Source organism: Mycolicibacter terrae (assembly GCF_010727125.1).
Classification (GTDB): domain Bacteria; phylum Actinomycetota; class Actinomycetes; order Mycobacteriales; family Mycobacteriaceae; genus Mycobacterium; species Mycobacterium terrae.
Map to the genome: position 1 here is coordinate 788,581 of NZ_AP022564.1, position 14,033 is coordinate 802,613.

The 14,033-nt window shown below is 71.0% G+C and carries 13 protein-coding genes; 9 read left to right on the forward strand and 4 right to left on the reverse strand.

Annotated features, from left to right (window positions below):
* The first annotated feature begins 114 nt into the window (after positions 1-114).
* From rpsM to truA, 6 genes are all read left to right on the forward strand, one after another.
* On the forward strand, positions 115-489 hold the full coding sequence (gene rpsM / locus G6N23_RS03875; protein ID WP_085261349.1) for a 30S ribosomal protein S13: 375 nt from the start codon (positions 115-117) through the stop codon (positions 487-489).
* Between the two features lie 5 nt (positions 490-494).
* The gene (gene rpsK / locus G6N23_RS03880) at positions 495-905 is read left to right on the forward strand and encodes a 30S ribosomal protein S11 (RefSeq protein WP_019738180.1); all 411 of its coding nucleotides are present in this window, start codon (positions 495-497) and stop codon (positions 903-905) included.
* A gap of 14 nt (positions 906-919) precedes the next feature.
* Positions 920-1,525, forward strand: coding sequence for a 30S ribosomal protein S4 (gene rpsD, locus G6N23_RS03885; RefSeq protein ID WP_085261348.1), 606 nt, complete (start codon positions 920-922; stop codon positions 1,523-1,525).
* Positions 1,526-1,596: 71 nt separating this feature from the next.
* A complete protein-coding gene (locus G6N23_RS03890) occupies positions 1,597-2,640 on the forward strand; it encodes a DNA-directed RNA polymerase subunit alpha (RefSeq protein WP_085261347.1) in 1,044 nt (347 codons plus the stop codon).
* A gap of 62 nt (positions 2,641-2,702) precedes the next feature.
* Complete coding sequence (gene rplQ / locus G6N23_RS03895; protein ID WP_085261346.1) at positions 2,703-3,209, forward strand: 50S ribosomal protein L17; 507 nt, start codon at positions 2,703-2,705, stop codon at positions 3,207-3,209.
* Positions 3,163-4,053 carry a tRNA pseudouridine(38-40) synthase TruA gene (truA, locus tag G6N23_RS03900; RefSeq protein ID WP_095174251.1) on the forward strand — a complete coding sequence of 297 codons (891 nt, stop codon included), beginning with the start codon at positions 3,163-3,165 and terminating at the stop codon, positions 4,051-4,053. The genes rplQ and truA overlap by 47 nt, the downstream gene beginning before the upstream one ends.
* A 76-nt stretch (positions 4,054-4,129) precedes the next feature.
* Here truA and G6N23_RS03905 read toward each other — a convergent pair whose 3' ends face one another.
* Together G6N23_RS03905 and G6N23_RS03910 are read right to left on the reverse strand one after the other, a co-directional pair.
* On the reverse strand, positions 4,130-4,759 hold the full coding sequence (locus G6N23_RS03905; RefSeq protein ID WP_085261345.1) for a cutinase family protein: 630 nt from the start codon (positions 4,757-4,759) through the stop codon (positions 4,130-4,132).
* Positions 4,760-4,823: 64 nt separating this feature from the next.
* The gene (locus G6N23_RS03910) at positions 4,824-5,528 is read right to left on the reverse strand and encodes a cutinase family protein (RefSeq protein WP_085261344.1); all 705 of its coding nucleotides are present in this window, start codon (positions 5,526-5,528) and stop codon (positions 4,824-4,826) included.
* A 108-nt stretch (positions 5,529-5,636) separates the two neighbouring features.
* Between G6N23_RS03910 and eccB the strand changes: the two genes are divergently transcribed.
* On the forward strand, positions 5,637-6,746 hold the full coding sequence (gene eccB / locus G6N23_RS03915) for a type VII secretion protein EccB (protein ID WP_085261343.1): 1,110 nt from the start codon (positions 5,637-5,639) through the stop codon (positions 6,744-6,746).
* Here the strand turns inward: eccB and mycP are convergent.
* Both mycP and G6N23_RS03925 read right to left on the reverse strand, forming a co-directional pair.
* Positions 6,688-7,995 carry a type VII secretion-associated serine protease mycosin gene (gene mycP, locus G6N23_RS03920; RefSeq protein ID WP_085261342.1) on the reverse strand — a complete coding sequence of 436 codons (1,308 nt, stop codon included), beginning with the start codon at positions 7,993-7,995 and terminating at the stop codon, positions 6,688-6,690. The two genes, eccB and mycP, sit on opposite strands and share 59 nt — an antisense overlap.
* Before the next feature lie 3 nt (positions 7,996-7,998).
* Complete coding sequence (locus tag G6N23_RS03925; protein ID WP_085261341.1) at positions 7,999-9,162, reverse strand: EsaB/YukD family protein; 1,164 nt, start codon at positions 9,160-9,162, stop codon at positions 7,999-8,001.
* 113 nt (positions 9,163-9,275) lie between these two features.
* Here G6N23_RS03925 and eccCb point away from each other — a divergent pair, with 113 nt between their 5' ends.
* Positions 9,276-12,848 carry a type VII secretion protein EccCb gene (gene eccCb, locus G6N23_RS03930; RefSeq protein ID WP_085261379.1) on the forward strand — a complete coding sequence of 1,191 codons (3,573 nt, stop codon included), beginning with the start codon at positions 9,276-9,278 and terminating at the stop codon, positions 12,846-12,848.
* Entirely contained in the window at positions 12,845-14,029 is a 1,185-nt protein-coding gene (locus tag G6N23_RS03935) for a type VII secretion-associated protein (protein WP_085261340.1), read from the forward strand. The genes eccCb and G6N23_RS03935 overlap by 4 nt, the downstream gene beginning before the upstream one ends.
* Positions 14,030-14,033 lie beyond the last annotated feature (4 nt).

Here is a 14,033-nt window from a genome sequence, read left to right on the forward strand (position 1 = left end):
CTTTAGAGATGGGCCGGCTCGGCAACGCCCGGATCGGAGGCCGGGCCCCGGAGCTTTTTCGGCCGGGAACGGGCTGGGACCAACACCTCCGCTACGAAAGAGGGAATGCCCCCCATGGCACGACTTGTGGGCGTCGACCTGCCGCGCGATAAGCGCATGGAGATCGCGCTGACCTACATCTACGGCATCGGCCGTACCCGTTCCAACGAAATCCTGGCCGCGACCGGTATCGACAAGGACCAGCGCAGCAAGGACCTCACCGACGATCAGGTCACCGCGTTGCGTGACTACATCGAGCGCAACCTGAAGGTTGAGGGCGACCTGCGTCGCGAGGTGCAGGCCGACATCCGACGCAAGATCGAGATCGGCTGCTACCAGGGCCTGCGGCACCGTCGCGGCCTGCCGGTGCGCGGCCAGCGGACCAAGACCAACGCGCGCACCCGCAAGGGCCCCAAGCGCACCATCGCCGGTAAGAAGAAGGCCAGGTAACCGTCATGCCACCGAAGAAAGCGACCGGGCCCAAGAAGGGTCAGAAGACCCGGCGGCGGGAAAAGAAGAACGTTCCGCACGGTGCCGCGCACATCAAGAGCACCTTCAACAACACGATCGTGACGATCACCGACCCGCAGGGCAATGTCATCGCCTGGGCGTCGTCGGGTCACGTCGGGTTCAAGGGCTCGCGTAAGTCGACCCCGTTCGCCGCGCAGCTGGCCGCCGAGAACGCGGCCCGCAAGGCGCAGGAGCACGGCGTGAAGAAGGTCGACGTGTTCGTGAAGGGCCCGGGTTCGGGCCGCGAAACCGCGATCCGTTCGCTGCAGGCCGCGGGCTTGGAGGTCGGTGCGATTTCCGACGTCACCCCGCAGCCGCACAACGGTTGCCGTCCGCCCAAGCGGCGCCGGGTCTAGGAGGTTAGGAAGAGATGGCTCGTTACACCGGACCTGCCACCCGCAAGTCCCGCCGGCTGGGCGTCGACCTCGTCGGCGGTGACCAGGCATTCGAGAAGCGGCCCTACCCGCCCGGCCAGCACGGCCGCGCGCGGATCAAGGAAAGCGAATACCGGCTGCAGTTGCAGGAGAAGCAGAAGGCGCGTTTCACCTACGGCGTGATGGAGAAGCAGTTCCGTCGCTACTACGAGGAAGCGGTGCGCCGCGGCGGCAAGACCGGCGAGGAACTGCTGCGCATCCTGGAGAGCCGGCTGGACAACGTGGTCTACCGCGCCGGCCTGGCCCGCACCCGTCGGATGGCCCGCCAGCTGGTCAGTCACGGCCACTTCACCGTCAACGGTGTGAAGGTCGACGTCCCCAGCTACCAGGTGTCGCAGTACGACATCATCGACGTCAAGGACAAGTCGATCAACACGGTGCCGTTCCAGATCGCCCGGGAGACCGCGGGCGACCGCCCGATTCCGGGCTGGCTGCAGGTGGTCGGGGAGCGTCAGCGCATCCTGGTCCACCAGCTGCCGGAGCGGGCCCAGATTCAGGTTCCGCTCGCCGAACAGCTGATCGTCGAGTTCTACTCGAAGTAACACCCCTGCACTGACCCGTGTAGGACTGACCGGCATCAAATAGCGGGTGCCGAGAAGGAGATGGAAAAGAAATGCTGATCTCACAGCGCCCGACCCTGTCCGAAGAGGTCGTCGCCGACGACCGGTCCCAGTTCGTCATCGAACCGCTGGAGCCGGGTTTCGGTTACACCCTGGGTAACTCGCTTCGGCGCACCCTGCTGTCGTCGATCCCCGGCGCGGCGGTCACCAGCATCCGCATCGACGGCGTGCTGCACGAATTCACCACGGTCCCCGGTGTCAAAGAGGATGTCACCGACATCATCTTGAACCTCAAGGGCCTGGTGGTGTCCTCGGAGGAGGACGAGCCGGTCACCATGTACCTGCGCAAGCAGGGCCCGGGTGTCGTCACCGCCGGTGACATCGTGCCGCCCGCGGGCGTGACGGTGCACAACCCCGACATGCACATCGCCACCCTGAACGACAAGGGCAAGCTCGAGGTGGAGCTGATCGTCGAGCGCGGTCGCGGCTACGTCCCGGCTGTGCAGAACAAGGTGTCGGGCGCCGAGATCGGCCGCATCCCGGTCGACTCGATCTACTCGCCGGTGCTCAAGGTGACCTACAAGGTCGAGGCCACCCGTGTCGAGCAGCGCACCGACTTCGACAAGTTGGTGCTGGACGTCGAGACCAAGAACTCCATCAGCCCGCGTGACGCGCTGGCCTCAGCCGGCAAGACCCTGGTCGAATTGTTCGGTCTGGCACGGGAACTCAATGTCGAGGCCGAGGGCATCGAGATCGGGCCGTCGCCGGCTGAAGCGGACCACATCGCGTCGTTCGCACTGCCGATCGACGACCTGGACCTGACGGTGCGGTCCTACAATTGCCTCAAGCGTGAGGGTGTGCACACGGTCGGGGAGCTGGTCGCCCGTACCGAGTCCGACCTGCTCGACATCCGCAACTTCGGGCAGAAGTCCATCGACGAGGTCAAGGTGAAGCTGCACCAGCTCGGTCTGTCGCTCAAGGACAGCCCGGCCAGCTTCGACCCGTCGCAGGTGGCGGGTTACGACGTCGCGACCGGCACCTGGTCGGCCGACACCGGTTACGACGAGCAGGACTACGCCGAAACCGAACAGCTCTAACACGAATTTCCGTCCCGGCCCTACCTGATACGGGGGTCGGCCCCATTTAGGAGAAGCCAGCAATGCCCAAGCCCACCAAGGGTCCCCGTCTCGGCGGGTCGTCCTCGCACCAGAAGGCGCTTCTGGCCAACCTGGCCACGTCGCTGTTCACCCACGGCCGGATCAAGACGACCGAGCCCAAGGCCCGGGCATTGCGGCCGTACGCCGAGAAGCTGATCACCCACGCCAAGAAGGGCACGCTGCACAACCGGCGTGAGGTGCTCAAGAAGATCCGCGACAAGGACGTGGTGCACTCGCTGTTCGCCGAGATTGCCCCGCACTTCGCGGATCGCAACGGTGGCTACACCCGCATCATCAAGGTCGAGGCGCGGAAGGGCGACAACGCCCCGATGGCCGTGATCGAGTTGGTCCGGGAGAAGACGGTGACCTCCGAGGCCGACCGCGCCCGTCGTGCCGGGGCCAAGGCGGCCAAGGCCGAGAAGGCCGCCGAGAAGCCGGCCGAGAAGGTCGAGGAGCCGACCGCTGAGGCCGAGGCTCCCGAGGCCACCGAAGCCACTGACGAGTCCTGAGTCCGGGGCCGAAGTTCGGCTTCGGCTCGACATCGCCTACGACGGCACCGATTTCGCCGGGTGGGCGGTACAGAATGGACAGCGCACCGTCGCCGGCGTTCTCGAAGAGACGCTGGCGACGGTGTTTCGCGTTCCGGTGCGATTGTTCGCCGCTGGGCGTACCGACACCGGCGTGCACGCCACCGGGCAGGTCGCCCACGTGGACATCCCGGGAACGGCACTGGCTCATGCCTATTCGCGTGGTCAACGGCCCGAGGAGCCGGAATTCCTAGCACTGACACGGCGATTGGCGCGTTTCCTGCCGGTCGATGTCCGGGTGCTGCGCGTGGTGCGGGCCGCACCGGATTTCGATGCGCGGTTCTCGGCGCTGCGGCGCCACTACGCCTATCGGCTCTCGACCGCGCCGTACGGGGTGGTGCCCCAGCTGGCCCGCTACGTCACCGCGTGGCCGCGTCCGTTGGATGTCGACGCGATGGCCGAGGCGTCACGAAACCTGGTGGGTTTACATGACTTCGCGGCGTTCTGCCGTCACCGCGAGGGTGCCACCACCATCCGTGATCTGCAGCGGCTGGACTGGGTGCGCGACGGGGATCTCGTCACCGCACACGTCAGTGCCGACGCGTTCTGCTGGTCGATGGTGCGCTCCCTGGTCGGGGCGGTGCTCGCGGTCGGTGAACACCGCCGCAGCGCCACCTGGTGCGCCGACCTGCTGAGCGCCAGCCGCCGGTCCAGTGACTTCACCGCCGCGCCGGCGCGTGGCCTGACCCTGGTCGGGGTCGACTACCCGCCCGACGATCAACTGGCGGCGCGGAGCGTCATCACCCGGGATCTGCGCACGCGCTGAGCATCGCGAGATTGAAATCACGCAGGAAAATCGGGCCTTTCACCTGCGTGGTTGCAATCTCGGGGCGAAAGTGGCGCTACAGCAGCCCGGCGACGAACGAGGCGGCCTGATTGGTCATGCCGGGGGTGTAGCCGGAGTGGGCGGCGAAGTTCCGCCCGGGGGAGCAGACCGGGTCGCCGTCGGTGCACAGGTCGATCGTCTTGAACCCGTAGGCCGGGCTGTTCGTCAACGGCTGCCCGATCTTGTTCGAGGGGTTGCCGAACACCGCGATCGCCGCGACGTGTTCGGCGGCCTCCGGCGGCAGCGGCGCGGTGAACCCGAAGCCGGGCACCGGCGCGGCGGCCACCACGTCGATGACCGCTGCGCCCTGCGAGTATCCGCCGAGAACCAGTCGGGTGCCCGGGCAGTTCTCCAGCATCCACATGATGTGGCCGCTGGCGTCGTTGGCGCCGTCGGCCGCCCGGCCGAAGTCATAGCTGGCCGGATAGTTCACCGCATAGGCGCCGACCGATCGGGAGGTCTGGCCCCGCAGCGCGCCGACGAAGGCGTTGCCTACCCGGCCCAGGCCCGGCGGCTCATTGGTGCCCCGCGCGAACACCACCTCGGTGTCCGGACACCCGTCGGCGGAAGCCGTCGTTGACGGAACCGGGCTGATCAGCAGCGCTGCAGCGGCGGCGCAGGCCGCCAGGATGCGGTATGCCTTCACAGCGAAGGATAGTAACGAAGCAAAGCGTTGATGTGCTAACTAACCTGGTCGCCGTAGTCAGCTGTCAGCGAACCAGCGGTTCGGCATCGGGTGCGGGCCCGGGAGCCCGCAGCCGGCCGGCGATGAAGTTGGCCGCCTGGCTCGTCAGTGCCGGGATGTAGCCGTCGGTGTGGTCGGTCCACTCGTTGCCGGGGCCTTCGTGACAGATCGGGTCGCCCGGGTTGCACAGGTCAATGGCCTTGGAGCCGAACAAGGCGCTCTGGGCGCTGATCGGGCCGCCGGCGCGGTCGGCGGGGTTGCCGAAGGTCGCGACCGCCACCACCTGGTCGGCGAGTTCGGCGGGCAGCTGGTTGCCCCAGCTGATACCGCCGACCTGGGTGCCGGTGACGATGTCGATGACCGAGGCTCCCTGCGAGTAGCCGCCCAGCACCAACTGGGTGTCGGGGCACACGTTGGCGGCATCCTTGACGCGCCGGATGACGTCGTTGGCGCCGTCGCCGCCGCCGAGTTGCAGCCGGCCGGCGGGGTAGTTCACCCCGTACTCGTCGATCTTCTTGGAAGTCTGCTGCCGCAGCGAGTCGATCATCGCCCGGCCCACCCGGCCGACGCCGGGTGGCTCGCTGGTGCCGCGGGCGAAGATGACCTCGACATCGGGGCAGTCGTAGGCGGCCGCCGACGGGACGGCATCGGGTATCACGGCCGGGACGGTCAGCAGAGCGCCTGCCATCAACGTCGCGGAGAAAATGCTGCTCAACTGAACAAAACGCATAACGGAAATGGTACCGAAGCCGATTTTCGGCCCCGAACAGGACTGTGGATGCCCGCACGCCGCCGGGCCGCCGCCGCATTAGCGTCGTCGGCACGGAAACGGGGGCGCATGACCGGACGGACGACCACATCACTGCAACTCAGCGCGCACCGATTCGGCGTCCGCCGATTGGAACGCGCGCTGCGCTCCGGCCAGGTGGTGGGCGGTCAGGCACCGGGCCGGGCCGGCCTGGGCCTGGGCTGCCTGCTCAGCGTGATCGTGGTGGCCGGCGCGATGGTGTCGGCCGTCGTCCGGCCGCAACCGGGCCTGGGGGACGCGCCGATCCTGCTGGACCGCGCATCGGGGGCGCTGTATGCCCGGGTCGGCGACACGCTCCACCCGGTGTTCAACCTCGCCTCCGCACGCCTTATCGCCGGGCCCGCCGACCCGCGGCCGGTGACCGGCACCGAGATCGGCCGGGCCCGGCGCGGGCCGCCGTTGGGCATCCCCGGCGCCCACGGTGCGCTCGGCGCGCCACTGCCGCCGGCGCAGACCTGGTCGCTGTGCGACGACCCGGCCGGCACCACCCTGATCGCCGGGGCCGACCCGCCGCAATCGGCGCGTATCGACGCCGACGAGGCGGTGCCGGTCAGCTCGCAGTCAGCAGCTGCCTACCTGTTGGTGCGGGGCCGGCGAATCCCGATCAACCCGGCCGACCCGATGCTGGAATCCGCGGCGCCGCGGCCGGTCTCGGGTCTGTTGCTCACCGCGATTCCCGAGGCGCCGCCGGCGAACCCGGCGGATTTCGGCGGGCGCGTCGCGACGTTGCCCGCCGCCGCGGCGACGCTGTGCGCACATTGGCGCGCCGACGACCCGGTCGGCGTCACGCTGTCGGCCGGAGTCGGCCTGCCGCTGCCGGCCGGTGGGGCGCCGACGGCGCTGGCCCAGGCCGACGGCCCGGGCCCCGCCCTGGATGCGATCTATCTGCCGCCGGGCCGCAGCGGCTACGTGCGGGCCGCCGGTGTCTCCGGTCGCACCGGCGGGGCCGGCTACCTGATCACCGAGACCGGGGTGCGATTCACCGTCGACGACGCCGCCGCGGCGCGCAGCCTGGGCCTGCCGGAGACGCCCGCCGGGGTGCCCTGGCCGATGCTCGCCGGACTGCCGGCCGGCCCGCGGCTCAGTCGGGAGCAGGCGCTGCTGGCTCACGACGTCGTGCTGCCACTGTCCGGCCGGTGAGCACCGCAAACAGCAGCGCAAGCAGGACACCGGTGCCGGTGAGCGCGGTGTGCAGCCCGGCGGGCGCGGCGACGGGTTCGACGGGCAGCGGCGGTGGTGGTGCCGGGCGGGCCGGTTCGGCACCCTGGAGAGCGGGCGCGTGCGGCGCCACCTCGGAGCTGACCGCCGCCAGCGGATCGATCACACCGGCGCCAACGACATCGTCGCGGCCACCCGGCGGGTGGTGTGCGGTGGCCGTGATCCGGTCCATCACCTGCCGCGGTGTCCACTCCGGGAAGCGGGACCGGATCAGCGCCGCCAGCCCACTGACCACCGGCGCGGCAAAACTGGTGCCGTGAACCGCCGACCCGCCGACGGTGTTGGCCATCGCGTCGCCGACGGTGCTCAGCGACAGCACTCCCTCGCCGGGCGCGGCCACGTCGACCCAGGGACCGGCGCGGGTGAATGCCGAAGCTGCGCCGTGGGCGTCCACCGAGCCGACCGTCAGCACGTAGTCGTCGTACCAGGCCGGGGTGACGATCGTCGCCCCGCCGGCATCGCACCCGTCGTCGGTGTTGCCGGCCGCGGCGACCACGACGGAGTGCTTCGCCTCGACCGCATAGGCCAAGGCGGCGCCGAGTGCCCGGTCGTCCAGGCCGGAGCCCGCTGGTCGGCAGGCCACCGCCGAGATGTTGATCACCGAAGCCCCCAGGTCGGCGGCCGTGCGCACCGCCTTCGCCAGAGTGTCGACGTCGCCCACCCCCGCAACGTCGCCGGCGACGCCGAATCTGGCGCTGGACTGTCGGATACCGATCACGGTGGCCAGCGGGGCCACCCCGCCGAACCGGTCGGCTGCGGGATCGGTTGCGGCCGCGATGATTCCGGCGACCAGAGTGCCGTGCCCATCGCAGTCCTGGGCGCCGTCTCCGGTGAACACATAGTCGCCGCCACCCACCAGGCCGGGCAGCCGCCGGTGCGGCGCGACCCCGGTGTCGATCACCGCCACCCGCTGACCCGCCCCGCGGGTGAGCGCCCAGACCGCCTCCAGGTCCAGACCGTCGAGCTGGGCGGGCGACACAGCAGGATCCAGTGCCGGCACCGCGCACACCTCACGTTGAACGGTGCGGTGCGCCGGTGCGGCCGGCGCCGCGACCGGCAGCCGGGAGCTGTCGATCGGCGGTGGTGCGACCGCGTTCGCCGGCGGCACACACTGGGTGGCCCCGGCGACCGCAGCGGCCACGGCGATCCGGGCGATCCGGCTCGTGGGCACGACTCAGCCCAGACCCAGTCCGCGAGCCGCACCGTAAACTCCGCAGAGCCAGCAGGCCAGCGGCACCAGCGCGCCCAGCGCCACGCCCTCCAGTAATTCGGCGCCACGCCGCAGCAGCGGGGACCGGGCCGGCTCGGTGAAGCCGAGAACGACTGCGGCGCCGGATAGTGCCGCCGCCACCGCGGCCGGCCACACCCGGTGGGGCGCCGCATCGACCGCGGCAGAGAGCATGGCGACCCCCAGCACCACGACACCGCCGGTCACCAGCGCCGCGATCTGCCAACCGTCGGTGTGGGAGCGGGCCCGCAGCAGCAGCGCCGCACCGGCCGTCGCCGCGAACGCGGCGCCGACGAGGCGGGGCACTCCGGCCTCCGGTTGCCCGGCGGCCACACCGACGCTGCCCAGCACCACCGCCGCCGCAGATCCGGCCACCAGCCCGGACAGCAGATCCCGGGCCCGACCGGTGCGGTCCGCCGCCGGCCGGCGGGACAGTCCGCCGACCACGAGCGCGATCCGGCCGGCTGCCCGGACCACGACGGTCGCGCCGGCCGCCGCGACCGCCCCGACTGCCTGCAGCGAGATACCGGTTGCCGCACAGGCCATCCCGACGACGGCGGCGGCTACCGACAACCCCGCCAAGCAGCACAGCGCCGCGCGCGCCGAACCGCTACAGCCGCTCGACGGCACCGCCGACACGGCCACCGTCCCGGCCGCGGCCACGGCCAACAGCGCGTTGGGGGCGCCGGGCCCGCCGGGGACCGCTACGAAACCAGCGACCCCGGCCAGGCCGGACGCGGTCAGCACGGCGGCGAGCCGGCGAGCCACCGGGCTCCACGGACATGCCGTTGCCCGCACCATGGCCGCCACCTGTTCGGCGGGATCGTCGAAACGCGGCGTTGCCGGCAGGTCGTCCGCGCGCGTCAACACCAGCACTGCGCCGTCACGAATACCCTGCTGTGCCAACGTCTGCGAGGAATCCAGCGGCGCCCGACCCGGCAAGCCCAGTCGGTGGGGGCGCAGTTCATGCGGGCCGTCCCGGCGAGCCATGAGGTCGACGACGGAGGCGATCAGCGTCGCCACCGGCACCCCGGCCGGGAGCGCCAGATCGGCGTGAACGGTATCGGCATGCACCGCGACCCGACGCAGACCCGAATCCGGAACCGACACGCCCTACCTCCTTGCTCTCGTCTTGCGCGCACCGTAGCGCGCCCGCGGCCCAGGTGTTTTCGGTGATCCACAGCTGACTTGCCGGCGCTTCGCCGGCTGTCTACCGTGTGCCGATGATCGCGCTGCGACGTACTGTGAGCCCGCCGCAGGCGCCGGCGTCCGGTGAAATCGCTGTCGCCGCACCGCCATCGGTGGCGCCCCCCGATTCCGGTGTCGCGCTGACTCGGCTGCTGCCGGCCGTCATGGCGGTAGGAATGCTGGCGGTGACCGCGGTTCTCTACCGCGCCGGCTCTCCGGTGGCACGCAGTCCGGTGTTCGCGCTGCTGCCGTTGTCGATGGTGGTCTCGGCGGTCGTGGCCGGGCGAAGCCGCGGCCCCAAGGACATCGACGACGACCGCGAGGACTACCTGGCATATCTTGCTGCGCTGCGTGAGTCCGTCACCGATACCGCCGCCCGCCAGCGCTCGTTTCTGATGTGGGCGCATCCGGAGCCCGATGCGCTCTGGATGCTGGCCGGCAGTGCCCGGATGTGGGAGCGCCGGCCCGGCGACGCTGACTTCGGCCGGGTCAGGGTGGGGATCGGACCGACCGGCCTGGCCACCCGACTGGTGGCACCGCCGAAGGATCCGGGGCGGCGCGTGGACCCCGTCACCGCGGCCGCGCTGGACCGCTTCCTGGAGACCCACGCGACGGTTCCCGAGGTCCCGATCACGGTCACGCTGTTGGGGGTCGGACCGCTGCTGTTGGACGGCGACGGCGAGCGGGGGCGCGGCCTGCTCCACGCGATGATCTGCCAGCTGGCGATGCTGCACGGCCCGGATGTGCTGCTGATCGCAGCCGTCACCGATGCACCCGATTTTTGGGACTGGCTGAAATGGTTGCCGCATCATCAACATCCGTCGGCCCTCGACGCCACCGGCCCGCTGCGGCTGACCTACGACAGCCTGGCTGCCGCTGAGGCCGCGCTGGCCGGCCGGCGGGCGGTGGTGGTCATCGACAGCGCGGTCGCGGGCCTTTCGGTGAGGCAGGCCGGTGCCCCCGGCGCCCAGCGGCGGCTGACGGTGACGGCGGCGACGCTGAGTGATCCCGAGGGCGCCCGGCCGGATTTCCTCGGCGTCGCTGACGCGGTGGTGTGCGCGCAGCAGCTGGCCGGTCACCATCCGGCGGAGTCCGGCGGTGGGGGATCGACGCACTGGACTCAGCTGCTGGGCATCGGTGATGTCGACCGATACGATCCGGCCGCCGGATGGGCCGGCGCACCGGCGCCGCGACTGTGTGTCCCGTTCGGCACCGATCCGACCGGAAACCCGGTGCGGCTGGACATCAAGGAGGCCGCCGAGCACGGCAGCGGACCGCACGGGCTGTGCATCGGCGCCACCGGCTCGGGCAAATCCGAGTTCCTGCGCACCCTGGTGCTCGGCATGACGGTTCGGCATTCGCCGCAGAACCTGAACCTGGTGCTGGTCGACTTCAAGGGCGGCGCAACCTTTCTCGGCTTCGAACAACTAAGGCATGTCGCCGCGATCATCACCAACCTCGCCGATGAGGCGCCGCTGGTGGAGCGGATGCGTGATGCCCTCTCCGGTGAGATGCACCGGCGCCAGGAACTGCTGCGTGCCGCGGGAGTCTCCGGTATCGGCGGCTATGCGCAGGCCCGGCGCGTCGGACCGATGGCGCTGCCGGCCCTGCCGGCGTTGCTCGTCATCGTTGACGAATTCTCCGAACTGCTCGGCCAGCAGCCCGATTTCATCGACACGTTCGTCGCGATCGGCCGGTTGGGGCGCTCGCTCGGCATTCATCTGCTGCTGGCCAGCCAGCGCCTCGAGGAGGGGAGGCTGCGTGGTCTGGAATCGCACCTGTCCTACCGGGTCTGCCTCAAGACGGTGTCGGCCGCCGAGTCCCGGCTCGTGCTGGGTGTGCCCGATGCCCACGAGTTGCCCAACGTTCCCGGGGCGGGATTCCTGCGCACCGCCGACGGCGAGATCACCCGATTCCAGACGGTCCACGTCTCCGGCGGCTGCCCGGTCCCGCGGCCGACCCCCCGCGAAGTACGGCTGTTCACCGCCGCGCCGAGCGGTCCCGCGGCGGCGCCTGAGCCGGCCGAACGCACCGTGCTGCAGGCGATGCTGCAGCGGTTGTCCGGTCACGGTCCGGCGGCCCGGCGGGTCTGGTTGCCGCCGTTGGGGTCCTCGCCGGCGCTGGGTGCGTTGCTCGACGGTCAGTACGGCGAATTGAGCGTGCCGATCGGGGTGGTGGACCGGCCCTTCGAGCAACGGCGCACCCCGCTCGTGGTTCACCTCGACGGGGCCGCCGGACACGTCGCCGTCGTCGGTGCGCCCCGGTCCGGCAAGTCGACGACGCTGAGCACGCTGATCGCCGCGCTGAGCGCCGTCCACGACGCGACCCGGGTCGCGTTCTACTGCGTGGATTTCGGCGGCGGCGCCCTCGCCGAACTGGGTTGGCTGCCGCAGGTGGGGTCGGTGGCCGGTCGTGGGCAACCCGACGTGGTGGCGCGCACGATCGCCGAAATGGAGGCAATCGTGCAACGCAGGGAGACGCGGCGGGAACAAGATGCGTGCGACGGCGGACCGCCCGGCGATGTGTTCCTGGTGATCGACGGGTGGGCAGCCCTGTGCCGCGAATTCGACCGTGAAGCCGACGTCGAGGCCAGGATCATCGCCCTGGCCGGTCGCGGCCTGTCCTACGGCGTGCACGTGCTGTTGTCCGCGTCGCGGTGGGCCGAGATCCGGCCCGCGTTGCGCGATCTGATCGGAACCCGAATCGAGCTTCGCCTGGGCGATCCGGCCGAATCCGAGCTGGATCGGCGCCAAGCACACCGGGTACCGCCCGACCGGCCCGGGCGCGGCCTGACAGCTGAGGGCCTGCACATGCTGGTCGCGCTTCCGCAGGAATGGGAACCGTTGCGGCACAATGCTTATGCCGTACCGCCGGTCCCACTACCGCCGGCGATGGTCGAGCGAGCTGACCTGGTTGCGGCGGCCGGTGACCAACCGGTGCTGGGCGCTGACGAACGCGGGCCCGTCACGGTCGACTTCGTTCGGCAGCCGCACCTGCTGATCCTGGGCGACAACGAGTGCGGCAAGTCCACGGTGCTGCGGGTGTTGTGCCGGGAGCTGGTGCGCACCCGCACCGCCGACCAGGCGCAGCTGCTGGTGGTCGACTACCGGCGCAGCCTGCTCGGGGTCGTCGACTCCGGGCACCTGGCCGGCTACGCGATGTCTGCTGCCGCGTGTGCGGCCCTGCTCCCGGACCTGCTCGACACCTTGGCCCGGCGGCTGCCCGGGTCGGAGGTCACCCCGCAGCAACTGCGCGACCGGTCCTGGTGGACCGGACCGGAGCTGTATGTCCTGGTCGACGACTACGACCTGGTGGCCACCGCGGCCGGCAACCCGCTGACACCGCTGTTGGAATACCTGCCTCAGGCGGGCGATCTCGGGCTGCACCTGGTGATTGCCCGGCGCAGCGGCGGAGCGGCGCGGTCGATGTATGAGCCGGTGCTGGCCGCACTGCACGACCTGGGCGCCATGGGGCTGGTGATGAGCGGCGACCCGGCCGACACCCCGCTGATCGGGTCGATTCGGCCGCGACCGCTGCCGCCCGGCCGCGGCGCCCTGATCACCCGGGCCCGCGGTGAGCGGCTGATCCAGGTGGCCTGGGAGCTGTGACACACCGCGCCGTCGTCGAAGTCGGGCCGGGCACCATCCGCAGGTCGTGTTGCGACACCGAATCGGCCGGCGCCGCAGCGGCATTGGAGTGGATCGACGAACCGATCGCACTGGTCGACGGGGAGCCGGTCGAGGTGCCGGATCTGCTGCGCGGCGTGCTGTCCTGCCCGGTCACCGCCGAGTCGATCGAGATCATCCACCCGTCGTGGTGGCCGAAGCGGCGGGTGGAACTGGTCACCGCAGCGGCACATGGCCTGGGTGGGGACGTCGTCACCCGGCCACGGGCGCGGCTGCTGTCCGCCACCTTCGCGGCCGCGGCGGTCGTCGAGATCGCCACCGGGCTGGTGGCGGTGACCGGTGGGGCCCCCGAAATCTCCGCCGAGCCGCGTATCGGCGCACCCGACGAGGTGGCCGCCGCGGTGGCGCGCCGGGTAGTGGCGGTGGTCGCGGATCGCGGCGCGGCGGTGGTGATCGACGCGCCCGCCGGGGTGGGCGGCGCGGGCGCGCTGGCGGTGCTGATCGCCGACCGGTTGCGGGGTGCGGCGCAGGTGACGGTGATCGACGAGCTCCCGGCCGCCCGGGGCGTCGAAGCCGCCAGGCCGCCGGATCCGGACCTGGAACCGGCCCGTGCCGACCCCCGGCGACGGCTACCGCTGGCCGTCGCGGTGGCGTTGGCGGTGATCGCCGTGGGCCTGCGGGTGCAGCATGACCCGCCGCCGGAACCGGCGGCGGTGACGAACCTCGTCGAGGGCCGGGTGACGGTGCAGGTGCCGGCGGACTGGTCGCTGCGTCGGGTCACTGCCGGACCCGGATCGGCCCGGGTGGAGGTGGTGTCACCGACCGACCCACGGCTGATGTTGCACGTCACCCAGGCGCCGGCCGGCGGCGACACCCTGGCCGCCATCGCCGAACCCCTGCAGCGGGCCATGGAACTGGCCGAGGCCGACGCGCCCGGGGTATTCGTCGGCTTCGCCCCGGCGGGCAGCAGCGCGGGCCGGCCCGCGGTGACCTACCGGGAGGTTCGCGACGGCCATCACGTCGACTGGGCGGTGCTGGTCGACCGTGCGGTGCGGATCGGCATCGGCTGTCAGAGCGGACCCGACGGCGACGATGCCCTGCGTGCGGTCTGCGAGCAGGCGGTGCGGTCCGCCCACGCGCTGGGGCTGCCTCCCGCGAGCTGACGGG

What these genes read in the sequence shown, in the direction of transcription:
- rpsK (WP_019738180.1), top strand. Translation starts at nt 495, where the DNA reads ATGCCACCGAAGAAAGCGACCGGGCCCAAGAAGGGTCAGAAGACCCGG.
- eccCb (WP_085261379.1), top strand. Translation starts at nt 9,276, where the DNA reads ATGATCGCGCTGCGACGTACTGTGAGCCCGCCGCAGGCGCCGGCGTCC.
- rpsD (WP_085261348.1), top strand. Translation starts at nt 920, where the DNA reads ATGGCTCGTTACACCGGACCTGCCACCCGCAAGTCCCGCCGGCTGGGC.
- rpsM (WP_085261349.1), top strand. Translation starts at nt 115, where the DNA reads ATGGCACGACTTGTGGGCGTCGACCTGCCGCGCGATAAGCGCATGGAG.
- eccB (WP_085261343.1), top strand. Translation starts at nt 5,637, where the DNA reads ATGACCGGACGGACGACCACATCACTGCAACTCAGCGCGCACCGATTC.
- G6N23_RS03910 (WP_085261344.1), bottom strand. Translation starts at nt 5,528, where the DNA reads ATGCGTTTTGTTCAGTTGAGCAGCATTTTCTCCGCGACGTTGATGGCA.
- G6N23_RS03890 (WP_085261347.1), top strand. Translation starts at nt 1,597, where the DNA reads ATGCTGATCTCACAGCGCCCGACCCTGTCCGAAGAGGTCGTCGCCGAC.
- rplQ (WP_085261346.1), top strand. Translation starts at nt 2,703, where the DNA reads ATGCCCAAGCCCACCAAGGGTCCCCGTCTCGGCGGGTCGTCCTCGCAC.